This is a genomic window from Streptomyces sp. NBC_00259 (assembly GCF_036181745.1).
In the GTDB taxonomy this organism is placed as follows: Bacteria; Actinomycetota; Actinomycetes; order Streptomycetales; family Streptomycetaceae; genus Streptomyces; species Streptomyces pratisoli.
Genome location: NZ_CP108080.1, coordinates 59,775 through 82,119 on the forward strand (window position 1 = coordinate 59,775; position 22,345 = coordinate 82,119).

The 22,345-nt window shown below is 69.0% G+C and carries 16 protein-coding genes and 4 pseudogenes; 13 read left to right on the plus strand and 7 right to left on the minus strand.

The genetic code is table 11. The features are described 5' to 3' along the window. Window positions 1-449 precede the first annotated feature (449 nt). Genes OG766_RS00290 through OG766_RS00300 form a run of 3 tightly spaced genes read left to right on the plus strand, consistent with a single transcriptional unit; the run spans window position 450 to window position 6,764 of the window. Window positions 450-3,035, plus strand: coding sequence for a Pls/PosA family non-ribosomal peptide synthetase (locus OG766_RS00290; protein ID WP_443045435.1), 2,586 nt, complete (start codon window positions 450-452; stop codon window positions 3,033-3,035). A gap of 23 nt (window positions 3,036-3,058) precedes the next feature. Beyond that, window positions 3,059-5,608, plus strand: coding sequence for a non-ribosomal peptide synthetase (locus tag OG766_RS00295; protein WP_328724220.1), 2,550 nt, complete (start codon window positions 3,059-3,061; stop codon window positions 5,606-5,608). Continuing rightward, window positions 5,601-6,764 carry a pyridoxal-phosphate dependent enzyme gene (locus OG766_RS00300; protein WP_328724221.1) on the plus strand — a complete coding sequence of 388 codons (1,164 nt, stop codon included), beginning with the start codon at window positions 5,601-5,603 and terminating at the stop codon, window positions 6,762-6,764. Before OG766_RS00295 ends, OG766_RS00300 begins: the two co-directional genes overlap by 8 nt. Before the next feature lie 85 nt (window positions 6,765-6,849). On the opposite strand, the gene OG766_RS00305 is transcribed toward OG766_RS00300, so the two are convergent. After that, the gene (locus OG766_RS00305) at window positions 6,850-7,125 is read right to left on the minus strand and encodes a hypothetical protein (protein WP_328724222.1); all 276 of its coding nucleotides are present in this window, start codon (window positions 7,123-7,125) and stop codon (window positions 6,850-6,852) included. A 48-nt stretch (window positions 7,126-7,173) separates the two neighbouring features. Between OG766_RS00305 and OG766_RS00310 the strand changes: the two genes are divergently transcribed. From OG766_RS00310 to OG766_RS00320, 3 genes are all read left to right on the plus strand, one after another. Further along, window positions 7,174-7,533 (plus strand): hypothetical protein, encoded by a 360-nt coding sequence (locus OG766_RS00310; RefSeq protein ID WP_328724223.1) that lies wholly within the window; start codon window positions 7,174-7,176, stop codon window positions 7,531-7,533. A gap of 182 nt (window positions 7,534-7,715) precedes the next feature. Beyond that, window positions 7,716-8,279: a hypothetical protein gene (locus OG766_RS00315; protein WP_266389849.1), complete on the plus strand. Its 564-nt coding sequence runs from the start codon at window positions 7,716-7,718 to the stop codon at window positions 8,277-8,279. Window positions 8,280-8,342: 63 nt separating this feature from the next. Next, window positions 8,343-8,498 (plus strand): hypothetical protein, encoded by a 156-nt coding sequence (locus tag OG766_RS00320; RefSeq protein ID WP_266389847.1) that lies wholly within the window; start codon window positions 8,343-8,345, stop codon window positions 8,496-8,498. A 10-nt stretch (window positions 8,499-8,508) separates the two neighbouring features. Here the strand turns inward: OG766_RS00320 and OG766_RS00325 are convergent, their stop codons facing one another. Next, window positions 8,509-8,646 (minus strand): hypothetical protein, encoded by a 138-nt coding sequence (locus OG766_RS00325; protein ID WP_266389845.1) that lies wholly within the window; start codon window positions 8,644-8,646, stop codon window positions 8,509-8,511. Further along, window positions 8,643-9,344 carry a VOC family protein gene (locus OG766_RS00330; RefSeq protein ID WP_266389842.1) on the minus strand — a complete coding sequence of 234 codons (702 nt, stop codon included), beginning with the start codon at window positions 9,342-9,344 and terminating at the stop codon, window positions 8,643-8,645. The genes OG766_RS00325 and OG766_RS00330 overlap by 4 nt, the downstream gene beginning before the upstream one ends. 945 nt (window positions 9,345-10,289) lie before the next feature. On the opposite strand from OG766_RS00330, the pseudogene OG766_RS00335 reads away from it, so the two are divergent. Then, window positions 10,290-10,388: pseudogene (locus OG766_RS00335) on the plus strand (IS3 family transposase); the annotation flags it as partial. Window positions 10,389-10,440: 52 nt separating this feature from the next. Next, on the plus strand, window positions 10,441-10,956 hold the full coding sequence (locus OG766_RS00340) for a dihydrofolate reductase family protein (protein WP_328727406.1): 516 nt from the start codon (window positions 10,441-10,443) through the stop codon (window positions 10,954-10,956). Window positions 10,957-11,001: 45 nt separating this feature from the next. Here the strand turns inward: OG766_RS00340 and OG766_RS00345 are convergent, their stop codons facing one another. Next, window positions 11,002-11,910, minus strand: coding sequence for a hypothetical protein (locus OG766_RS00345; RefSeq protein ID WP_266389836.1), 909 nt, complete (start codon window positions 11,908-11,910; stop codon window positions 11,002-11,004). Between the two features lie 64 nt (window positions 11,911-11,974). Then, window positions 11,975-12,400: a hypothetical protein gene (locus tag OG766_RS00350; protein WP_266389832.1), complete on the minus strand. Its 426-nt coding sequence runs from the start codon at window positions 12,398-12,400 to the stop codon at window positions 11,975-11,977. Window positions 12,401-12,979: 579 nt separating this feature from the next. Here OG766_RS00350 and OG766_RS00355 point away from each other — a divergent pair. The 3 genes and pseudogenes from OG766_RS00355 to OG766_RS00365 all read left to right on the plus strand — a co-directional run. Then, on the plus strand, window positions 12,980-17,068 hold the full coding sequence (locus OG766_RS00355; RefSeq protein WP_328724224.1) for an nSTAND1 domain-containing NTPase: 4,089 nt from the start codon (window positions 12,980-12,982) through the stop codon (window positions 17,066-17,068). Window positions 17,069-17,602: 534 nt separating this feature from the next. Next, window positions 17,603-17,863, plus strand: a pseudogene (locus OG766_RS00360) (M23 family metallopeptidase); the annotation flags it as partial. Window positions 17,864-18,004: 141 nt separating this feature from the next. Then, window positions 18,005-18,472: pseudogene (locus OG766_RS00365) on the plus strand (peptidoglycan-binding domain-containing protein); the annotation flags it as partial. Here OG766_RS00365 and OG766_RS00370 read toward each other — a convergent pair. Then, window positions 18,394-19,038 (minus strand): transposase, encoded by a 645-nt coding sequence (locus OG766_RS00370; protein WP_266389826.1) that lies wholly within the window; start codon window positions 19,036-19,038, stop codon window positions 18,394-18,396. The pseudogene OG766_RS00365 and the gene OG766_RS00370 overlap by 79 nt on opposite strands. A gap of 676 nt (window positions 19,039-19,714) precedes the next feature. Here OG766_RS00370 and OG766_RS00375 point away from each other — a divergent pair. Together OG766_RS00375 and OG766_RS00380 are read left to right on the plus strand one after the other, a co-directional pair. Then, window positions 19,715-20,743, plus strand: a pseudogene (locus OG766_RS00375) (IS4 family transposase); the annotation flags it as partial. Window positions 20,744-21,114: 371 nt separating this feature from the next. Next, window positions 21,115-21,753: an IS5 family transposase gene (locus OG766_RS00380; RefSeq protein WP_266389823.1), complete on the plus strand. Its 639-nt coding sequence runs from the start codon at window positions 21,115-21,117 to the stop codon at window positions 21,751-21,753. Here the strand turns inward: OG766_RS00380 and OG766_RS00385 are convergent. After that, window positions 21,710-22,255, minus strand: a complete 546-nt coding sequence (locus OG766_RS00385) for a hypothetical protein (protein WP_328724225.1) — start codon at window positions 22,253-22,255, stop codon at window positions 21,710-21,712. The genes OG766_RS00380 and OG766_RS00385 overlap by 44 nt on opposite strands. Window positions 22,256-22,345 lie beyond the last annotated feature (90 nt).

The following is a 22,345-nucleotide window of genomic DNA, read 5'->3' on the forward strand; positions in this document are numbered from 1 at the left end:
TGCCACGTGCTCCCGCTCCGGAACCTAACGGCGTCCGCGGAAGTCGGGCTCGTAGGCGGTATCCGAGGGGCGTGCGCGATGACACCGAATGCCGGGGCTCGGCGAACGGCAACCACAGCAGGTGGTGGCTGCTTGTGATGCCCGGCTGCGTGCCTGGCGGACGCGCATGGAACGCGTGGTAGCGCTGGGTAGCGTGACGCGTACCGACCGCAACTGGCGGGGGTGGATGGTGAGGCGGAGGACCAACTGGCCACCTCAGATCCTCGCCCGGGATTGCGCTGTGCCGGCGAAACCGCCCGGCCTCCACAGAGGGCCTGACCTGTCAAGTTCCGAGTTCTAGTGGCGTGACGGGGTCTCTCCCACCCGGCGTACTGGAGGAGGCGTAGCCGCTCACCGGGTGCCGGCCGTAGAGGGCCGACGCCGGCCGAAAACGTTCTCAGGGAGTTCGCATGACGGGAAAGTCCGGGGGAGTTCGCACACCAGAGGGATCTGCCGGGGTCGTCACGGCCGATCCGGCGGAAGCCTCCGCCATCCGGGGCGGCGCGTGTGCAGGCCCGGTGGCCGATACCGCCGCGCTGCTGGCTGAGGTGCTGGCCGGCGTCGTGGGGGTGGAGCAGGTCGAGGTCGAGAGCCACTTCTTCCATGACCTGGGTGCCGACTCGATGGTGATGGCGCGGTTCTGCGCCCGGGTGAGGAAGCGGGCGGAGCTGCCGTCGGTGTCCATGAAGGACATCTACCGGAACCCGACGATCGCGAGCCTGGCGGCGGCACTCACGGATGCCGCGCCGGCCGTGGTCGAGCCCTTGGTCCCGGTGCCGTCCGAGCCTGCCGCGCCGGCCCGGGCGGGCGCACTGGAGTACGTCCTGTGCGGGACGCTGCAGCTCCTGTTCTTCCTCGGGTCGTCCTTTGCCGCCGCGTTCGTCGCCGTGCGGGGTCTTGAGTGGATCTCCGCCGGCTCCGGTGTCGTCGAGACCTATCTGAGGTCGGTCCTGTTCGGCGGCGCGGCGTTCCTCGGTGCATGCGTGCTGCCGATCCTGGCGAAGTGGCTGCTGATCGGCCGGTGGAAGCCCCAGCAGATCCGCATCTGGAGCCTGGCCTATGTCCGGTTCTGGGTCGTCAAGACGCTGGTGCGGTCCAGCCCGCTGGCGCTGTTCGCCGGTTCACCTCTGTACGTGCTGTATCTGAGGGCGCTGGGTGCGAAGGTCGGGCGAGGTGTGGTGATCTTCTCCCAGCACGTGCCGGTTGCCACCGACCTGCTCACCATCGGTGACGGCGCGGTCATCCGTAAGGACTCGTACTTCACCTGCTACCGGGCCCACTCCGGGTGGATCCAGACCGGTGCGGTCGTCCTGGGCCGGGATGTGTACGTCGGCGAGCAGACGGTGCTCGACATCGAGACCTCGATGGGTGATGGGTCCCAGCTGGGCCACGTCTCCTCTTTGCACGCGGGGCAGGCTGTGCCCGCCGGCCAGGGCTGGCACGGGTCGGTGGCCCGGCCCACCGACGTGGACTACCGGATGGTTGCGCCTGCCGCCTGCGGCACCCTGCGAAGTGCCGTCTACTCCGTCGTGCAGGTGCTGACGATGCTGGCCCTGTACCTGCCGTTGGTGATCTGCGTTCTCGACATCCTCGTGGGGTCTCGGGTGGAAGCGCTTCTGGGCGCATCCTCTTTGGACTTCACCAACGTGGTGTTCTACCTCGAGGCGCTGGCCATTTCCTTCGTGGTCTTCTTCGGCTCCCTGCTTCTGAGCATTGTCTTCGTGGTCACTGTCCCTCGCGTGCTCAGCCTGGCCGTCAAGCCGGACACGGTCTATCCCTTGTACGGCGTGCGCTACTTGTGCCACCGGGCGATCACGCGCGTGGCGAACTCGAAGTTCCTGATAGGCCTCTTCGGGGACAGCTCCTTCATCGTCCCCTTTCTGCGCGGTCTCGGGTACGACCTTTCCTCCCCGGTTGTGCAGACCGGGTCGAACTTCGGCGACCATCTCAGGCACGACACCCCGTACTTGGTCTCCGTCGGCCCCGGAACGGTGTGTGCCAGTGAGCTGTCGATCGTCAATGCCGACTATTCCAGTACGTCTTTCCGTGTATCGCGGGCGTCGATCGGCGCCCACAGCTTCCTCGGGAACATGATCGTCTATCCCTCGCAGAGCAAGGTCGGCGACAACTGCCTGCTGGCGACGAAGGTCATGGTTCCGGTCGACGGGGAGGTGCGGGAGGGAGTCGGGCTGCTGGGCTCGCCCAGCTTCGAGATCCCGCGCACGGTCGATCGTGACAACAGGTTCAACGACCTGACGAGCGGGGACGAGCTGCGCCGCCGCCTCGCCGCCAAGAACAGGCACAATGCCCTGACCATAGGGTTCTTCCTGCTGGCGCGGTGGTTCTACACCTTCGTGGCCGTCGTGACCGGTCTGTGCGCTGCGAGTCTGTACCCCTCCCTGGGTGTGTCGGCGCTCGCGCTGGCCATGGTCCTCCTCCTTCTGTTCAGCGTCGTCTACGGCGTGCTCGTCGAACGTGCCTCCACGGGATTCCGTCCTTTGCCGCCGAAGTACTGCTCGATCTACGACATCGACTTCTGGCGGACGGAACGCTTCTTCAAGCTGGAGTCCGGGGTGGGCGCGGTGTTCAACGGCACCCCGTTCAAGAGCGCGATCTGGCGGCTGCAGGGCGTCCGGCTCGGCAAGAGGCTCTTCGACGACGGTTGCCAGATGGCCGAGAAGAACCTGGTGACGATCGGGGACGACGTCACCCTCAACGCCGGCGGGTGGATTCAGTGCCACTCGCAGGAGGACTACGTCTTCAAGTGCGACCGGATCACGATCGGTGCCGGCTGCACCCTCGGAGTCGGTTCGTTCGTCCTGTACGGCACGACGATGGGCGACGGCGCAGTACTCGCCCCCGACTCCTTCCTCATGAAGGGCGAGGAAATCCCGCCGCACGCCCGATGGGGCGGAAACCCGGCCAGGGAGCTGCGGACCGGCCACGGAATCCACAACCGCGACGTCGCCCACTTCGGCGCCAAGTGGCATCAGTGATCAGGAAAAGGGATGTGACGACCATGGAACAGACCAAGACCGGGCACGAGTTCTGGCGCGGTGTGCTCACCGCCGGCGGGCTCACGCCGATCCCGCGGTGGACCCTTGATCCGGTGCCGGGCATCGCCGAGCACGACGCGACGATCTCCGACGGCGACGTGGCGGCGCTGCGGCGACTGGCCGGCGAGCTGACGGTGCCGCTCTCTTCGGTGCTCCTCGCCGCGCACGCCAAGGTTCTCGCCGCGCTGTCCGGCGAGCGCGACGTCGTGACCGGTTACGTCGCCGAGAGCGGCTCGCCGCTGCCCTGCCGGCTGACGACCGCGGCCGACTCCTGGCGGGCCCTGCTGCTGGACACACGTCGCTCCGAGGCGGAAATGCTGTCGCACCGGGACTTCCCCCTCGACGGCCTCAGGCGCGAACTGGGCCTGACCGAGCCGTCCTTCGAGACCGTCTTCGACCCCACGGGCGGCGACGGTGAGCTCGCCGAGGACACCGTGCTGCGGGTGGGGATCTTCCAGCACGGCGGCCGGCTCGGCCTGCGGCTGCGGTACCGGACCGATGTGATCGACTCGGCCTGCGCCGCACGGATCGCGGGCTACCACCTCACCGCGCTCGCGCTGATCACCGCCGATCCGGACGCCGGGCACGGGCGGTGCAGCCTGCTCTCGGCCGAGGAGTTCCGGTTCCAGCTCGAAGGGCTGTCCGGGCCACGCCGACAGCTGCCGGACCGCCGGGTCCACGAGCTGTTCGAACAGCGGGTGCGCGAGCACCCGGACGCCGTCGCTGCCGTGTTCGGCGACCGGCAGTGGACCTACCGGGAGCTCAACTCCCGCGCCAACCGGCTGGGCCGGGCCCTGCTGGCGCGAGGGCTGCGTCGCGAAGACGTCGTCGCGGTGGTGACGGAGCGGAACCTGGACTGGATGGCCGCCGTCCTCGCGATCTTCAAGGCCGGTGGCGTGTATCTGCCCATCGAGCCGCATTTCCCCACCGACCGCATCGCGGCCGCACTCTCCCGGGCCGAGTGCGGGTTCGTCCTCACCGAGCGTGGCAGCACCGCCACGCTCGACCAGGCCCTGGGCGCGCTGCCCGGAGTCCGGACGCTCTTCGTCGACACGGCCTGGGAGGAGAACCACGCCGACGGTGATCTCGGCATCCAGGTCGCGCCGGACCAGCTCGCCTACATCCTGTTCACCTCCGGCTCCACCGGGGAACCCAAGGGGGCGATGTGCGAGCACGCGGGCATGCTCAACCACATCTACGCCAAGCTCGACGACCTCGAGGTCGCCGAGGGCGAGGTGATCCCCCAGACCGGACCCCAGTGCTTCGACATCTCGGTGTGGCAACTGCTCGCCGCGCTCCTCGTCGGCGGCCGGACCCTGCTGGTCGACCAGGAGGTGATCCTGGACGTCGAGCGGTTCGTCGACACGATCGTCGACGGCCGGGCCGCCGTGCTCCAGGTCGTGCCGTCCTACCTCGACGTCTTCCTGTCCTTCCTGGAGCAGAACCCCCGTGAACTGCCGGACCTGCACACCGTGTCGCCCACCGGCGACTTCCTGAAGAAGGAACTGGTGCAGCGCTGGTTCGCCACCCAGCCCAAGATCAAGATGGTCAACACCTACGGGCTGACCGAAACCTCGGACGATGCCGTCCACGAGGTCATGGACCGGGTACCGGACCGGGACCGGGTCCCGCTCGGCCGCCCCATCGGCAATGTGCACATCTACGTCGTCGACGAGCACCTGACACCGGTGCCGCTGGGCGCCCCCGGTGTGATCGTCTTCGCCGGTGTCTGCGTCGGCCGCGGGTACGTCAACGACCCCGAGCGGACCCGAGGGGTCTTCATGGCCGATCCGCACCGCAAGGGCGAGCCTCTCCCGCCCCGGACATCCCCCCGGACGGAGCCCGGACAAGGCCGAGAAGAGAGGAAAGCGAGGATCTGCCGCAGCGGCGACTACGGCCGCTGGCAGCCGGAGGGCAAGCTCGAGTTCCTCGGCCGCCGGGACAACCAGGTCAAGATACGCGGCTTCCGGATCGAGATCGGCGAGATCGAGAACGCGCTCCTGCGCATCGACGGCGTCCGCGACGGCGCCGCGGTGGTCGCCGAACGGGACGGCGGGAGCAAACACCTGGTGGCCTTCTACTCCGGCCGGCGCCCGCTGCCGGCCACAGTCCTGCGGGACAAGCTGGGCGAGTCGCTGCCCCAGTACATGGTCCCCTCGGCCTTCCACTGGGACAAGAACCTGCCCCTGACCCCCAACGGAAAGATCGACCGGCGGACGCTCACGGCACTCGCCGGCGAACTCGACACCGAGAAGGACGACCACCACGTGCCCAGCACGCCGACCGAACAGCGCCTGGCGGCCGCCTGGGCGAAGGTGCTCGGCGTCCCGCCGGACCGCATCGGCCCGCGCGACCACTTCTTCGACAGGGGCGGCACGTCACTGTCGGCGGTGAAACTGGCGGTCGCCCTTAACCGCGCGGTGTCCCTCAAGGACGTCACCCACCACCCCGTCCTCGCCGATCTGGCCGCCCTGGTAGACGGCAGGCACACCAGCGAGGTACGCCATGGGTAACGTGACCAGATCGCTCGACCGCTCGGGCTGTGAATGGCTGCAGTACGACTACCGATCCGCGCTGATGACACCGGACCGGCCGGGATCGTTCAGCATGTGGCGATACCGCAAACTCCTGCCGGTCGCCGGTGGCCCGGTGCGGTATCCGCTGCCGATCGGCGGCACGCCGCTGCTGCCGGCCCCGGCACTCAGAAAGACACTGGGAACACCGCGCCTGTGGATCAAAGACGAGACACGCAACCCCACCGCGTCCAACAAGGACCGCGCCACCGCACTCGTGATCGAAGACGGACTGCGACGCGGAATGGACACCATCACGACCGCCTCCACCGGAAACGCCGCCGTGGCCACGGCCTTCGGCGCCGCGGCAGCGGGAATGCGGGCCGTCATCTTCGTGTCCGCCGACTGCCGGCCCGAAAAGCTCGCGCTCATGGCACAGGCCGGCGCAGGGGTCTTCCAGGTACGCGACGGCTACGCGGCCGCAGTCGACCTCTCCCGCGCAGCAGCCCGCTCCTTCGGATGGCTCGACCGCAACACAGGCGCCAACCCCCTCACCATCGAAGCGAAGAAAACCGTCGCGTTCGAGGTATGGGAACAACTCGGCCGCCGCCTCCCCGACCTCATGATCCTGCCCGTCGGCGACGGCCCCACACTCGTGGCACTCGACAAAGGCTTCACCGAACTCGTCAACTGCGGCCTCACCACCCGCAAACCACGCCTCATCGGCATACAGGCCGAGCACTGCCAGCCACTGGTACGGGCCTGGCAGGACACACCCGCCAAACCGGCGGACCTGGACCCCACCGCCACCGTCGCCGACGGCATCGCAGTACTGCGCCCCGCCATCGGCGAAGCCGCACTCACCGTCACGCGCCAAAGCGGCGGAGCAATGATGGCCGTCACCGACACCGCCCTGCTCAGCGCAGTATCCACACTCGCCGACACAGCAGGCGTGAACGCCGAACCCGCCGGAGCAGCAGCCCTGGCAGGACTGAACAGCGCCATCGCACACGGCCTGGCAGACCCATCGGAAAGCGTGGTCCTCCTGGTCACCGGCCGGGAAACCAAAGCGAGCGGAGAACCGGCCGAACAAGGCCGAATCACACTCATCGACACACTCGACCAAGTCGAACACGCCCTGACAGAAAGCCACTGACAAGACCCGCGACCCACACGGCCCACACGGCCCCCATGGCCCCCAAACACCAACAGCCCCACCACACCCCTACCACCCCGCCACGCTACCCGACCACCAGTTCACCCCCGACGCGCACACAGAGGCCCAGGGCCCACTCCCATACCCGTACGCGCTGGACGGTCAGCCAGGCTGCGGCGAGGTCCTCCAAGGGCGCTCTGCCGATCAGGCCGCGCAGGAAGTCACGGGCATCGCCCACAGGACCGAGAGCCAGAGCCGCGAGGCGGAGCCGACAGCAGGGGGTCATCCACGCCCAGTCGGTGAAGGCCACCGCGTCAATGCCCTCCGCCTCACGCGACCACGACGGCGGCAAGTCGATCATCAGCAGGAACCGGCACGTCGTGACCGACTCCTGGGGCTGCTGCCGGTCGTGGCCGTGACCACCGCGAACATGGGCCACCACGAAACGGCCACCAGCCTGCGGACCCGGCTCCGCGAACTGCACCAGGACATCTACCTGGCCCGGACAGACGGCCGCCACACCGGACCCCTCATCAACCAGGCCCGCGAGAAACTCGCCCTGACCGCGGAAGTCGTCAAACGCACCGACGACACCAAGGGGTTCGTGGTGCCGCCGAGACCGGAGGTGGCCGAGCGCACCCTGAGCCGGCTGACGCACCCGAGGCATGTGCGCCGGTACTACGAGACACCGCCCACGACCCGCCAGGCGATGATCCCGTCCTCGATGATCACGCGAACAGGCCACCCCCTCACCACCTGGTGTGACTGAGCGCTGTAATTTGCCCTACCAGCCAAGTACGCGCTCATCGGCTGCCCGAGGCGCACACTCTCGGCGTCCGAAGCTCTTCACGCCGGCGAGCCGGCACCTGGGGCCGGAGCCGATGCGGATCTTCGCCTGCCCTGCCGACCCCGCCCACGGGCACCGGCCGAGGCTTCCGTAGCGTCTGTTCCGTGACCGCCCTCGACGCTCTCGTCCACCTCTGCCCGCCGCCCGTCGATCCGCCGCCCGCGGTGGACTGGGCGCAGGCCGAGCGCGTCCTCGGTACGGCTCTGCCCGCCGACTACAAGCAACTCGTCGAGACATACGGCGACGGCATCTTCGACGAGACGATCTGGCTGCTCGTCCCCGACTCCGCCCACGACGACTGCGACCTGCACGCGCAGACGACGGAACGGGACGAGGTCCTGGCCGACCTGTGGGAGTTCGAGGCGAAGCCCACCGGCCTGCTGGAGGCGGGAGCGCGGGTCCTGCCGTGGGCATTCGAGGAAGGCACGGGAGCATTCCTGTACTGGCTGGCGCGGCCCGGTCAGCACCCCGACGAATGGACCGTCCTCTACAACGAGGGCCGCGGCCCCCTGTGGGAGCACCACGACATGGGGTGCCTCGCCTTCCTGCTGACGGTGCTCGAAGGAACGGCGGAAACAGAGCACTTCGGCCATCTCTACCAAGTGCTGAAGCCAACGGAGCACCACTTCGAGACGGCCGACCAGACCCTCGGAACGTCCCGACGGTGACGCCGTCAACAGCCTGTCCTTGTTGACGCGGACTTCGCGGGGTACGCAGGCAATGAGCTGAAGGTGGTGCTGCGGGAGTTCGACAGCACAAGTTGGGACCTCTGCACCGCGGATGCCTCGGTAGTCCGGGAGATCCGCCAGCACTTCCCGGACGCGGTACCGACTCCTGAGGACGTTCTCCAGGAGATCCCCTGGCCGACCAACCGGCGAGAGATCTGATCCAACGCTCTCACTGATCGTTTCTGGGCGTTGAACTGTGGGTCTTGCGCTCGGCGATCTTGGTTTGCAGGGTGTCCGGGTGCGCACTGATCTTGTTCCGGACCTCGTACTCAACCAGCGACATGGTCTCGTCGGGCAGGGCTTTCACGGGCGACCAGCGTCTGGGGCAATCCAGCCCGCCACGCCGACACACGCCTCGTTCCCCTCGAGGTCGGCCAGCACCCAGTTCGACGGCGCGTCGGCGCCGTTCACCAAGCGGCCCCCAGCAGCGAGTGCCGCAGCTATCCGCGCCTCGGCCTGGTCGTATGGCACCCAGACGTCAACGTGGACCCGGTTGCGCTGCGGGCGCGGTGCGTCCATCTGCTGGAAGTAGAACGGTGCCCCGCGGCGGTGCGGGTCGATCAGGTCCTCGCCGCTGTTCGCACGGTCCTGGTAGCCGAGCAGGGCACGCCAGAAGGGCACCACCCCGGAACCGGCGAGGGCGTCGACAGTGACCTGGACGGTCTGCACGGCGGACGGGTCGGCTGGAATGTCCAGCCTGCGCGCCACTGCCGAGATCTGCCGGGCCAGCTCGATGTGCCGCTCGGTCAACCCGTAGTAGTCGTCCGTGACCGTGATCAGCCGTACGGTCACAGCCTCGTGCCGCAGGTCGACGTCCGGGTGCCCGTCGTCCCCCGCGCCCGGCAACTCGCTGATCGCCTGCACGAGGCGGGCGCCGGCCGTGAACGACTCGGTGCGGAAGTACGCGCACGCCCCTTCGCCCAGGACACGCCAGTCCTCCAGCCCGACGGTCTCGTGGAACTGATGCGGCCTGATGCGCTCGATCTTGCCCTCTACGAAGGTCATGCGGCTCAACGTAGCGTGCAGGTCTGACAACTTCCTTCGACCAATCGGTACTTCGGAACTACTCGTGCTCTCCGGATCGCCTGATCCTGTGCCTCAACTGGCATCCTCGGAGCATGACCGAAGAACCCAAGCGCATCGCCATGCTGCGAGAGAAGCCCCAGGCGTCCCAGGCTCAGGCGAGGGGCGGGGCCGCGCGACGCACGAGCGGTCCGGCGCCTGATGGACGGACTCGCCTCGACGGTCATCCTCCTTGCAACCATGGCCTGGGTCCTGGGCTCCGTGGTGCGCAGGGAGTGGGGCCCCGCTATCGCCAGGTTCTCCGCCGGCATGCTGGCGTCCTTCGTCGTCTCGAACCTTGACGAGCTGAGAGGCTGGCTCGGCGACACGGGCCGCCACTCCTCGGAACCGGCCGACGCCCAGCATCAGGCCAGTAACGAGCCGACCCTCTGGCTTCCCCTCGCCCTGGGGGCCGGCGGGCTCGCCGTGTGCTTCGGGCTCTACCGCCTGCGGAACCTCCTCCAGCGGCGACATGGCCGAACATCCGCCCAGCGCGCGGCCGACGCCGCCTTGCAGACACGCCGACACGCCATCGAAGCCGAACACGACGATGTGCGCGACGCGTACGCCGCCTACCTCTGCGACGTCCTTGCCATCCTCGACCGCCCGGCCCTCGACGACGTCACCGTCCCCCAGACCGCGGCCCTCCTGCACGCCATGGACACCGCCGCTGACGCCCACCGGGGCAGTGACCTCGACGCCTACCGGCAGACCATCACCGCACTGAAGACCGCATGGCGAGCCGCCGACGACCACGCTCGCAGAACCAGCGCCCGGTACCTGCCCGCCCAGGATCGGGGCGCGATCGCCAACGCCCGCAGACTGTTCGCGAAGGCCCTCGACGAACGCGGCAGCCAGCACAAACGGATGGCCGCCGGTGGCACCGCGATCTTCGATTTCATCGAGGGCTGGTACAACTTGCACCGACTGCACAGCAGCCTCGGCTACCTCAGCCCCGCCGAGTACGAGACCGCACTCGCAGCCTGACCACCACACCAATGGTGTCCGTCAAAACGGAACAAGCTCACTGGACGGCTACATCGCCGACGCGGACGGCAATTTCGACTGGGCGGTACCGGACGAGGAGTACTACTCCTTCATCAACGACGTGCTGCGGCCGGTCGGGACCTACCTGTACGGGCGCCAGCTGTACGACATGATGGCTGTCTGGGAGACCGACCCGTCCATCGCGGGCCAGTCGCCCGGGGCGCGGGAGTTCGCGGAGATCTGGCAGGCGGCCGACAAGGTCGTGTACTCCAGGACGCTGGAGTCGGCCTGCACCACCCGGACCCGGATCGAACGGGACTTCGACCTCGAGGCGGTTCGGCGGCTGAAGGCATCTTCCGAACGTGACCTCACCGTCGGCGGGGCCGCCCTCGCCGCCCACGCGATCGCCGCAGGGCTGGTGGACGAGTACCACCTGTTCGTCGGCCCCGCCGTGCTGGGCGGCGGCAAGCCCTTCCTCCCCGACGGGGCCCGGCTCCGCTTCGAGCTCCTGGACGAACGCCGGCTCACCAGCGGCGTGGTCTACCTCCGCTACCACACCCAGCCGTGAGACCCGGTGCCGCCGGGCCGGGGCAGATCGGGTGCGCCGGGGTGCTCAGCCGGTCTGCCCCTGGAGGACCTGGCGGGTGATTCTCAGCTGCCTGTCCCGCAGCGCGGTGCGGTCCTTGAGCACGTCGGGGTGATCGTCGAGCCAGCGCTGCTGCATCACGGCGAGTCTGGCGTAGGCGGTGCGCAGGTATCCGGTGTCCTGCTTGCAGTGGACGTCCGCCTTGGTTGCGGGGTGGGTGCGGATGTCCGCGTCGGGCGGCAAGGCTCTGATCAGGTCGAGGGGGTCTTTGGCCTGGACGCGGTTGGTGAGCATGCACTGCCGCCAGCTCTCGTTCGCCTTGCGGAAGAGGGAGTCGTGCTTGAGCCACTTGAACGCTGTCTGCTCCCCTTCGTTGAGCTGCATCCGCAGTTCCGTCCACCGCACCCGGCCGTCGCCCAGCATGTGCTTCTCCGCCTCGGCCTGGCAGCCGCTCGCCGGCATGGTCACCTTGAGCAGCTTGCCCTTGACGGAGATCTCGTTTCCGGGTTTGCCGTAGAGGGCGCGGTTGAAGGCCTCTCCTTGCGGCTGCTCCGGTGGCGCTTGCGTCTGGCTGTCCGCCCCGATTTCTTCGAGGCTCTCGAGACCGAACGGAGTCGGGCGGGACACCGCCGCGTCACCCGCCTTCGCCACGGGAGCGGGCTTGAGCGTGAATCCGCGCTCGGCCATGCAGGCGACGAGGACCTGTTGCTGGGCGGTCGCGATCTGTTCGCCGCTCTGGGTCCAGGCGTAGAGCTGGGTGTAGATCGGCGGACGCAAGCCTTGTTCGGCCAGTGCGGCCGGGGACAGCGGACGATGGGGCCGGGGTTCGGGGTTTTGGGCCCTCGCGTCGGCCAACGCCCAGATCGTTGCGCCCACAGTGGCGGTCAGGACGCAGGCGGCGATGTGCCGGCGAGTGCCGTGGAAGCTCAGTGCCATGTGAATCCTGTCGAGGTCCGGAACGTGCGGGCCCGGATTGCGCCGGGCCCGCCGTTCACCGAGGTCAGAAGCAGTCGGTCGACGTCCGGCCCGGGAGCGTCAGCCGGCTGGCCCGGTCCCGGAGGCCGGAGGGCAGCGGATCGCCGCTCTGCGTGCCCGCCTGGTCGACGGTGGAGGCGGAGTTGACGTAGTGACCGGGGTTCAGGCAGAACAGGAAGCCCGTTCCGTTGGTGTTGTCCCAGTAGTGGCTCTCGTAGTTCCCGGTGCTTGAATTGCTGGCCGAGTAGACGTTGTTGTTGACCGGGCTGTTGTAACCGGTCCCGCTCACGTTGTATTCGTCGAAGGTGTCGTTGGAGAAGTCCGGATCGGAGTTGAAGAAGGACTGCCGTGCGGAGCTGATGTCGGTGTAGAAGACGCAGTGGTAGCCGGAGGCGCAGTTGGGGCCGGCGGCCGAGGGGGACGCGCCGACCAGTCCGAGCGTGGCGGTCATGGCGGCCACTCCTGCGACTGCCGCGAGCCTTGTACGCATGTGCTGTCCTGCCTTCCCAGTGGTCCGCTGATGGGTGTTCTGATCGCTTCCCGAGCTGAACCCGAGCTTCACGCTGTGTCCTTTCGCGTTCTCTACGACTCCGACGTCATCTCCACGGCGGGGGGTGCCTGTTGGACTGGTCGGCGTCGTTCTGGATGGGCGCACCCGTTCCTTCCTTGATCGGAGGGCCCAGGAGCCGGTGGGCCCGGTACGGGAAGCGATCGTTGTGAGGCGCGGTATAGGACCCGTATAAGTCCTGATGGGGATGCGTGCGGCAGGTGATCGGGCGTGGCTTCGGCCGGCTGCGCATCGCGGATCTTTGGGGCATGCGGCCAGGGGGTGCCGGCCCGGGAGGCCGCACCAGGCGGCAGTCCGCTGATCCACGTCAGTGCGGCGTCATGCGTGGGTCGGGCGGGCCGGCGCGGGTCTGCGTCGGAGGGCTGGTGTACCTTCGGGCCGCCAGCGTTGATCCGTGCAGCCTTGGGGGGCGGCCGAGTGGAGTTGGGGATTCTGGGGGATCTGGCGGTCCGTCGCGGGGGCTTGCCGGTCGACATCGGATCGCCCAAGGTGCGTCTGCTGCTCGCGGTCCTGCTGAGCAGGCCCGACCGGCTCGTGCCTTCGGAGCTCCTGATGACCGCACTGTGGGGCGAGCGACCGCCGCGCTCGGCGCGTAAGAACCTGCAGCTGTACGTCCATCTACTGCGCAAGGCCCTGGGCCCGGAGCGCATCGAACGGCAGGGCGACGGCTATCGCGTGGTGGCGGGTGATGCGCTGGACGCCACGCGGTTCGAACGGCTGGCCCTCCAGGCGGAGGAGGCCCTGCGACAGGGTGAGACAGCGGGCGCGCAGGAGTTGCACGGTGAGGCGCTGCGGTGCTGGAACGGGCCTGCGTTCGCGGAGTTCCTGGATACCGAAGCCGTCGCGACCCGGGCGGCCCGGCTGGAGGAGCTGCGTCTTGCCGTGCATGAGCGGTGGGCCGATTGCGGTCTGGCCCTCGGCAGGCATGCCGAGGTGGTCGTGGAGCTGACGGAGCTGCTGCCCCGGCATCCCTTTCGGGAGTCGCTCCGCGGCCAGCTCATGACGGCCCTGTATCGCTCGGGCAGGCAGGCCGAGGCGTTCGAGCTCTACCGGCAGACCCATGCGCTGTACGGGACCGAACTGGGCGTCGAGCCCGGCCCGGGTCTGCAGCGCCTGCACCAGGCGATGCTCCGCGGCGATGAGGGCCTCATGCCCTCTCCGGTCCCCGTCGCGGCACTGGTGCCGGTCGGGGCCAACCCCTACCGGGGCCTGCCGGCGTTCACCTCCTCGGATCACGACCGGTTCTTCGGCCGCGACCGGCTGTGCGGGCTGCTGTGGGAGCGCGTGGAACGCTTCCCCGTGGTCGTCGTGTTCGGCGCGTCGGGATCGGGGAAGACCTCGCTGCTGGCGGCGGGCCTACTGGGCCGGATCCGGCGGGATACGACCGCTCGGTGGCAGCCGGTCATGATGACGCCGACCGACCAGCCGGTGAAACAGCTGGCGGCCGCGCTCGCCGAGCACGACCGGCCCGCCGGTCAGGTGCTGCTGGTGGTCGATCAGTTCGAGGAATTGTTCACCGTGTGCTCCGATCCCACGGTACGGGAGGAATTCGTCGCCGGGCTGTTAGCGGCGTCCCATGCCGGAACGAAGGTCGTGCTCAGTGTCCGTGCGGACTTCTTCGTCCAGATGACCGGGCTGAGCGAGCTGGCGCCGGCGCTGATGAGCGAGGCGCAGCTGCTGGTCGGTCCGCCGTCGGCCGCGGAACTGCGAGAGCTGATCGTCCGGCCGGCGGATCTTGAGGGCTGCTCGGTCGACGCCGATCTGCTGGCCACCGTGGTGGCGGAGGCCTCCGGCGCTGCCGCCGCACTCCCGTTGGTGTCCCACGCGCTGCGGGAGACCTGGCGCAACCGGGCCGGCCGCACCCTGACTCTCGCGGCGTACCAGGCAGGGGGCGGGATGCACGGTGCGATCGCCCAGACCGCCGAGCACGTCTACGCCGAGCTCGAACCCGCCGAGCAGGACCTGGTGCGCCGGCTCATGCAGCGGTTGATCAGCCTGGACGAGGACGGGGTGCGGGACAGTCGGCGGCGGGTCCCGCAAACCGAACTCGACGGGATGGGCCCGGTCGCGGCGGTCGCGGATGTGGTCGACGAGCTGGTGGCGGCGCGCCTGGTGGTCGTGGACGAGGATCGGGTGGAGATCGCCCATGAGGCGCTCATCGTGGCGTGGCCCAGGCTGCGGGCCTGGCTGAGCGAGGACCGCCGGCGCCTGGTCGTACGGCAGCGGCTCACCGCCGCGGCCCGAGTCTGGCAGCAGTCGGGGCGGGACGCCGGAGGGCTCTATCGGGGCTCCGGGCTGGCCGAGGCGCGCCCGCACCGCTCGGAGCTGAACCTTCTGGAGCGTGAGTTCCTCGACGCCAGCGAGGAGCTGGCCGAGTCCGAACTCGCTGCGGCGCGGCGCCGGGTCCGCCGGCTGAGGGTCCTGGCGATGGTGCTGGCGGTGCTGCTGGCGGCGACCGTGACCGGGGGCGGTGCCGCCTGGCAGCAGCGGCAGGTGGCACAGCGCGAGCACCTGACCGTCCTGGCCCATCAGGCCGCGCTCACGTCGCGCTCGCTGGTCGCCACCGACCCGGACGTCGCCCGGTCCCTCGCCCTGGCCGCCTATCGGCTGCATCCCGACGCCGACACCCTGGGCGCGGTGATCAGTACGTCGGCGTCCGCGCAGCCCAGCGTCGTACTCAACACGAACGGGCCCGCGTCGTTCGGCCTGGCCCTGTCCCCTCACGGCTCGTTGGTGGCCGCGGCCACCAGCGACGGCACCGTGGAGCTGTGGGATCCGAACCGACGCAGGAGGCTGGCCTCCTTCACCGAGCATGTCGTCAAGCCGCTCCCCCAGGGGTTCTTCGCGCTGAGGGTGGCCTTCAACGCTGACGGTACCCGGCTGGCGTCCCTGGCCCGGTTGAACAATCCGAAGCAGCCGACCGGAGGCTCGGTCGTCGTGCGGGAGGTCCGGTCGAGGAAGGTGCTGTTCAAGCAGGTCGTGTCCGGCGACCTCAGCAACGGTCTGGCCTTCAGCGCCGACGGCACGGTCGTGGCCTACGGCACGGGCGAGGGCACACGGGTGTCCACGCTGGGCGTTGGCAAGGCCGTGTTCCTGCCCACCGGTATGCCCGCGGCACTCAGCCTGGCCGGCGATCAGCGCTCGCTCGCCGTCACCCGTACCGATGGGACGGTGGCTGTCTGGGACATCGAAACCGGTCGCCGTCGCTTCGAGCTGAACACCGAAGGCGCCCAGGTGGCCCGGTTCGGCTCCACATCCGATGTCCTGGCCACGGCCTCCGAAGAACACGGCATCAGGTTCTGGCGGCTGACCGGCCGCTCGGCCCGCCAGTTCGCCGACCTCCCGGTGCAGACGGCCTTCCCCTGGATGATCTCCGCGCCGGTCGGTGATCGGATCGCGATCGCCGACGAAGAGGGCATGATCTCGATCTGGGACTACCGGCGCCGCGAGCAGATCGCCCGCCACGCCGACCGCTACCGCTCGGAGACCATGGCTCTGGACCTGGCACCGGATGCGAGCACGGTGGTCTCGGGCGGCCTGGGACGCACCATCGTGGTGCGCCGGACGGCCCTTCCCTTCAGCGGTCACGGCGGCGCCGTGAACGACGTGGACGTCAGCCCCGACGGCCGGCTCGTCGCCTCCGCCGGCGACGACAGGTCCGTACGGATCTGGAATGCCTCCGGTGCTGCCGAACGGCTGCTGGGCGGACACTCCGACCATGTCAAGGCAGTCGCGTTCAACCCGGACGCCACGGTGCTGGCGGCCGTGACGCGCGACCACACCCTGACTCTGTGGAACCCGTCGACCGGGCGGCGCTACACCACCATCGCCTTCACCGGTATAGGCACCGGCACGGACGTCGCCTTCAGCCCGGACGGCAGCACGGTCACCGTGATGTCCCTGGGAGGAACGTTCCGCTGGAGGGTCAGCGACCCGGCACACCCCCGTCCACTGCCGGCGCCGGCCGGCCCGCGCACCTCGACCGCCATGGCCTACCCCGCTCGGGGCGGCCTCCTCGTCGCGAGCACACCGGCCGGCGGCATCGCCGTGTGGAGCACCGCCGACGACCGGCTGGTGAAGGCCTTCCCGGCCACGCAGGGGTCCACGCAGGACATCGCGGCCACTCCGGCGGGCGATCTGATCGCCACCGCCGGCTCGGACCACACGGTGCGCCTGTGGTCGACACAGACATGGAAAAGCCGGGGCACCCTGACCGGCCACACCGCAGCGGTCGGCACGCTCGCCTTCAGCAGGGACGGACGCCTCCTCGCCTCGGCAGGTGAGGATCACACCATCGTCGTCTGGGATGTACGAACCCACCGGCGCATCGCCACCCTCACCGGCCACTCGGCAGACGTGCAGGGCTTGGCGTTCACCCCAGACGGAACCCTGCTGTCCGCGGGAGCCGACCAGCGCATCATCCACTGGCCGCTGACCGCGACCGAAGCCATCCGGCGCATCTGCCGAGCCACCGCCCCAACGCCCACCGCGGCGCAACTCGACCGCCACCTCCCCGGCCAGGACACCGGCGCGCTCTGCCCGCAGCCCTGACCCGGGCACGCCGCCGGCGCGGCGTGCTCCCCTGTAAGCGGTCCGTGCCTGGCACCACCCCCCAGGGCGGCCGGGTGACCTTCGGAAATACCCGGGCTATACCGACGCAGGGCACGCTCAGCGCACCGGTCGCTCCCCCGCCGGCGAGCTCACGACGAGGGCCGTACATGGCTGCCCCCACCTCGGCCCTCATCGCGACCGCCATGCGGGCGACACACCGCGACCGAACGCGGCCGTCCCGCAGCGCCCAGCCACAGCGGAAGGGCACCTGCCGTCCCATCGCCGCCCGCACACCCCGCCCCAGACACGCATGAACTTGGCACCAAAGAAGGAGACACGTTGCTATCCCTCATCCGCACGCTCAGCCCAGGGCTGCTCGGCAGACTACTCGTGGCTGTTGCCGCCCTCGTCGTCCTGCCCTGGCAGGCCGCGGCGCCGGCCGCCGCGGCGGCCCCGCCCATCGCCTTCCAACTGCCCTTCACCTGCGGCCAGCAGTGGCGACTCGACAGCTGGGCACACGCACCCGCGCTCGACATGGTCCGCGAGCCCAACCAGGTCGGCACCGAAGGAGCACCGCTGCTGGCTCCGGCCTCCGGCACGGTCCGGCAGTCCTTCTACCACTCCAACGCCGGCAACGTGATCCAGATCAACCACGGGCAGCGCTACTTCACCACATACCTGCACCTGCAGAGCCGCGATGTCAGCGTCGGCCAGACGGTGCAGCGCGGCCAGCTGATCGGCCGGGTCGGCAGGACGGGGCCTACCTCGAACAACCACCCGCACCTGCACTTCGAGCTCGCCTACGACGCCGACAACAACGGATCCGCCTCCTGGGGCAACTCCACCTCCGAACGGATCCGCCCCTGGTTCAACGGCGTCGAGTACGGCCAGGCCAACGGCCAGACCTGGCGGAACGTCACCAGCAACAACTGCGGCGGCACACCAGCGCCCACCTGCAGCGGCGTCAACCTCGACTTCACTGCGTACCCCCTCATCCAGCAGGGATCCACCGGCAGTCTGGTCAAGGCGGCGCAATGCCGGCTGATCGCCGCCGGACACAATCCGGGAGAACCGGACGGCGACTTCGGGCCCAACACCGAAACGGCGACGAAGGCCTTCCAGTCCGCCCGGGGCCTCACGGCCGACGGTGAGATCGGCCCCAGGACCTGGACGGCCCTGCTGTCGTACGGCTCGACACCGGCGCTGCAGAACGGGTCGACCGGCGCGGACGTCAGCCGACTGCAGCGAGCACTGACCGCGGCACTCGGCCGCACCGTGGGCATCGACGGCGACTTCGGCCCCAACACCGAACAAGCCGTGCGCGACTACCAGACCACCCGCAGCCTCGGCGTCGACGGCGACGTCGGCCCGCAGACCTGGGCAGCCTTGCAGGCCGGACGATAACCACCCTCGTGGGCGGGGAAGCACGGCAACTCCGCCCACGACCGGCGTCGGATCGGCCGCGAGGACATCCGGTGCTTCAGAGAATCGAGGCCGGCGTCGCGGTGGTCCTGGAGGGGATCTTGCACGAGGCCATGCCGCAGAACCAAAGCCGAGGCGATCGTGCGGGCGCCGCGTCGCGCGGGGACGGTGGTCGGGACCTGCCGCATATCGGAGTGGGTGGAGTCGGTGCGCTGGGTGGTGCGCTCGTGCACCAGGCCGGCCTCCTTGAGGCGGGCCAGCGCGAGGTCGAGGAGGCGGTCAGCACGGTCGCCTTCGGCGAGACGATCGCGGAAATCGGCCAGCACGCTGTGGTGGAACCCGGGGTCATCCAGCTCCATGGCCATCGCGTACTTGAAGTCGATGCGGCAGCGGACCGCCTCGGCGGCCTGCCGGTCCGACAGACCGAGCAGGAACTGCAGCACACAGACGGTAGCCAGTTGAGCAGGCGAGAGACCCGGACGCCCGTCGCGCGGGTACCAGTCGGCGAAGTCCTCGTCGTGCCACAGCCCGTCGAGGCGGTCTCTCACCCATATCGCCGTCGTGCCGCCCGGGTTGCTCGCCAGCGCGACCTGCGCAGTCAGAGGCGGGACCTGCTCACCGGAACGTGGGCGAAGGGACAACGGGCACCTCGACAGCTGCATCGGTCATCGGAACCACCCGAGCATGCCCGTTGACCATGCTGCCGCACCGCGAAACTCCAAGATCCCCGACAGAGTCAAGCTTAGTAGCCGTTGTCGTTCCGATCTTGAGGGGTGGGTGTCGAACGGGAGTCTCGATCGGGTGATCGCAGCTGGTCGCGGGCATGAAGGCAGGGCCTCTTGGTAGCTCGGGGTTGCGAAGCCAACCGAGATCCAGGAGACCCTGTTGCCGCAGTTGTACGTGCTCGCGCCGGTGGAGTTCAACTCGGCTGCACCGAGGTGTGATTGTGTCGCTCACCGGTTCGGAAACGCGGCCGATCACCCGGAACGTGTTCGGCGGTATCCCTCGGACATGACGGACGCGGAGTGGGCCGTGGTCCGGCCGCTGCTGCCGGTGCCCGGCTGGTTGCGTGGCCGGGGTGGGCAGCCGGAAGCGTACCGCCACCGGGCGATGCCGGACGCGATCGGCCATCTCGTGGACAACGGCCAATGCCGTTGCTTGAGAGGTGCAAGTAGTTGCTCTCCCGGCTCGGTGACCGCCGGGGTGCTGGTTCGTTGACCGGACATGCATCCATGGATCGGGTTATCCGATGAAGTCCGACTCGGGTTGCTCACCGAGTGGGTCGTTCCTGAGCTGGTGGACGAGGTGCTGGCCGCGTGTGGTCGGCGGGATACCAAGCCCCGTCCCCTGTCGAGCCGGTTCATGGTCTACTTCGTGCTCGCTCTGGCGCTGTTCCAGCAGGACTCCTACGACGATGTGGCGGAGAACCTGGTCGGGGCCCTGGGCGAGATGGGCCAATCGGTCCCGAACAAGTCGTCGTTCACAAGGGCCCGCCAGCAGCTCGGGGCCGCGCCATTGGAAGGAGTGTTCCGCCGTGTGGCGGGGGCGATCGCTCCGCCCACGCTCGAGGCGGCGTTCTGGCGCGGGATGAGAGTTGCCGCGGTCGACGGGTTCTTGCTGGACGTTCCGGAGAACGATGCGACACGTGCCGCTTTTGGTGGGCAGGTGGACAGTGCCGGTCGGCCCGTCGGGGTCCCGCAGGCCAGGGTGGTGACGCTGACCGAGACCAGTACGCACGCGACGATCGACGCACGGATAGGCAGCTTCAGGAGTGGCGGTGGCGAGCCCGCGCTGGCGGCGGAGATGGCCGGCAGCGCCGCCGGCATGCTGGTGATCATGAACCGGGCCTTTCCCGGCGTCGCGCTGTGGAAGGCATACACGCAGGCCGGGGCACACCTGCTGATCAGGGCCCGCACCTTCGTCGCCGCGAAACCTCTGGAGGTCTTGTCTGACGGGACGTATCTGACGCGGATGAATCTCGCCGGGCAGCGTCGCTCCCATCCGGGCGGGGTGACAGTGAGGGTGATCGACTACCAGGTGGACGGCGGCGAGACGGTCAGGCTGCTGACTGACCTGCTCGATCCCGGCGACTGGCCCGCCGCGGAGCTGGCAGCCTTGTATCACGAGCGTTGGGAGGTGGAATCCGCATACCGGCAGCTGAAGACCTTTCAGCGAGGAAAGGCCGAGGTGCTGCGGTCGGTGTCGCCGGAACTGGTGCGGCAGGAGATCTGGGCCCACCTGACCCTCCATCACTGTTTGAACCGGATCATCCTGCGGCTGGCTGACGGCGAGGGACTGGACCCCGACCGAATCTCGTTCGTCAAGGTCCTCAAGCACACACGACGCAGCGTCGTCCTCCAGGCAGGCCGGTCCGCCCGCCTGCTGCGGCAGTTCGTGAAGCGGATGGCCACGAAAGTCATACGCAAGCTCGACACAACGGTCTCCGGCGGCTACGCGAAGCGGACCGCTACACCCGCCATCCGGTCTCGCAGTACATCGTGCGCAAGAAAGACCAGGTCAGGCGAGGCACGCGCCGGGTTCCCGAGAAGGTCATCACCCTGGCGCCCGCGATACTTCAGTAGCTCAAGCAACGGCATTGGGACAACGGCATCAAGTGGCGGGCGATGCCGGCCGACTTCCCGCCGTGGGACCGGGTCTATGCGTTCTTCCGCCGCTGGCGCGACCACGCCCTGGGCAAGGAGTTCCACGACCGGCTGCGATCGAGGATCCGCGAGAGGGAGGGGCGTGCGGAGCCGACGGCCGGCGTGATCGACTCGCAGTCCGTCAAAGCGGATGCCGTCGTCGGCTCCGACAGCCGTGGCTTCGACGGCGGCAAGCTGGTCAACGGGCGTAAGCGGCACGTCGTGGTCGACACGCTCGGCCTGCTGCTGGGCGTGATGGTCACCGCCGCGGACACCGGCGACCGCGCCGCCGCCCAGGTCCTGCTCGGGCAGGTCGCCGACGCACACCACCGGCTGGAACTGGTCTGGGCCGACGGCGGCTACACCGGCCCCCTCGTCGAGTACTGTCTCACCACGTTCGCCCTGGTCCTGGCGATCGTCAAACGCAGCGACGACATGCGCGGCTTCATGGTCCTACCCAAACGGTGGATCGTCGAGCGCCTCTTCGCCCACCTCATGCGCACCCGCCGCCTGGCACGCGACTACGAACGCCGCACCACCAGCGCCGAGGCGATGATCTACTGGTCGATGATCCTGCTCATGACCCGCCGCCTGGCCCGCTCACGCCCGCAGCCAGCGTGAACCGGCCCGGCGCAGGCTCGGCCAGCCAGCCGCGCGCGACCAGGCGTTTCGCCTTCGACCTCAGCGCCTCCACCCGCGCCGACACCACCTCCATGCCGAACGTGGTGGCCAACTCCTGGCAGGTCATCAAGGGCCCTTGACCGAGCCGGACCCGATCGGCGAGGGCCTGCACGATGCGCTGATAGTCGACCGACAGCGCCACCCCGGCCAGCCCCTGGCGCCATACCGGCACCTGCGATTTCGGCTTGGCCGCGGCCGTCGGCGGCGCCTCGGCTCTGGTCCCGGCGTCGCCCGGCTCCCTGGCGGCCACCGCGTCGGCCGAGCCGTCACCCAGCGCGGACAGCAGCACACCGACCCGCTGACGGGCGATCGTCCACTCCTGCCATTCCTGCTCCGCCACGACGAGTTCGGCCTCGATACGGTCCGCTTCCCCGCGCAACGTCTCCACCCGACGACGAGCGGCGAGCTCGTGCTGTTCCAACAGTCCGACCACCGACGGCATCCGGGTCCTCCACGGGAGCGATGACGCAACAAGCCACCACTCCCACGCTGCCCCCACCACTACTCCTGACCAGCGAAAACGCAGCCCTCA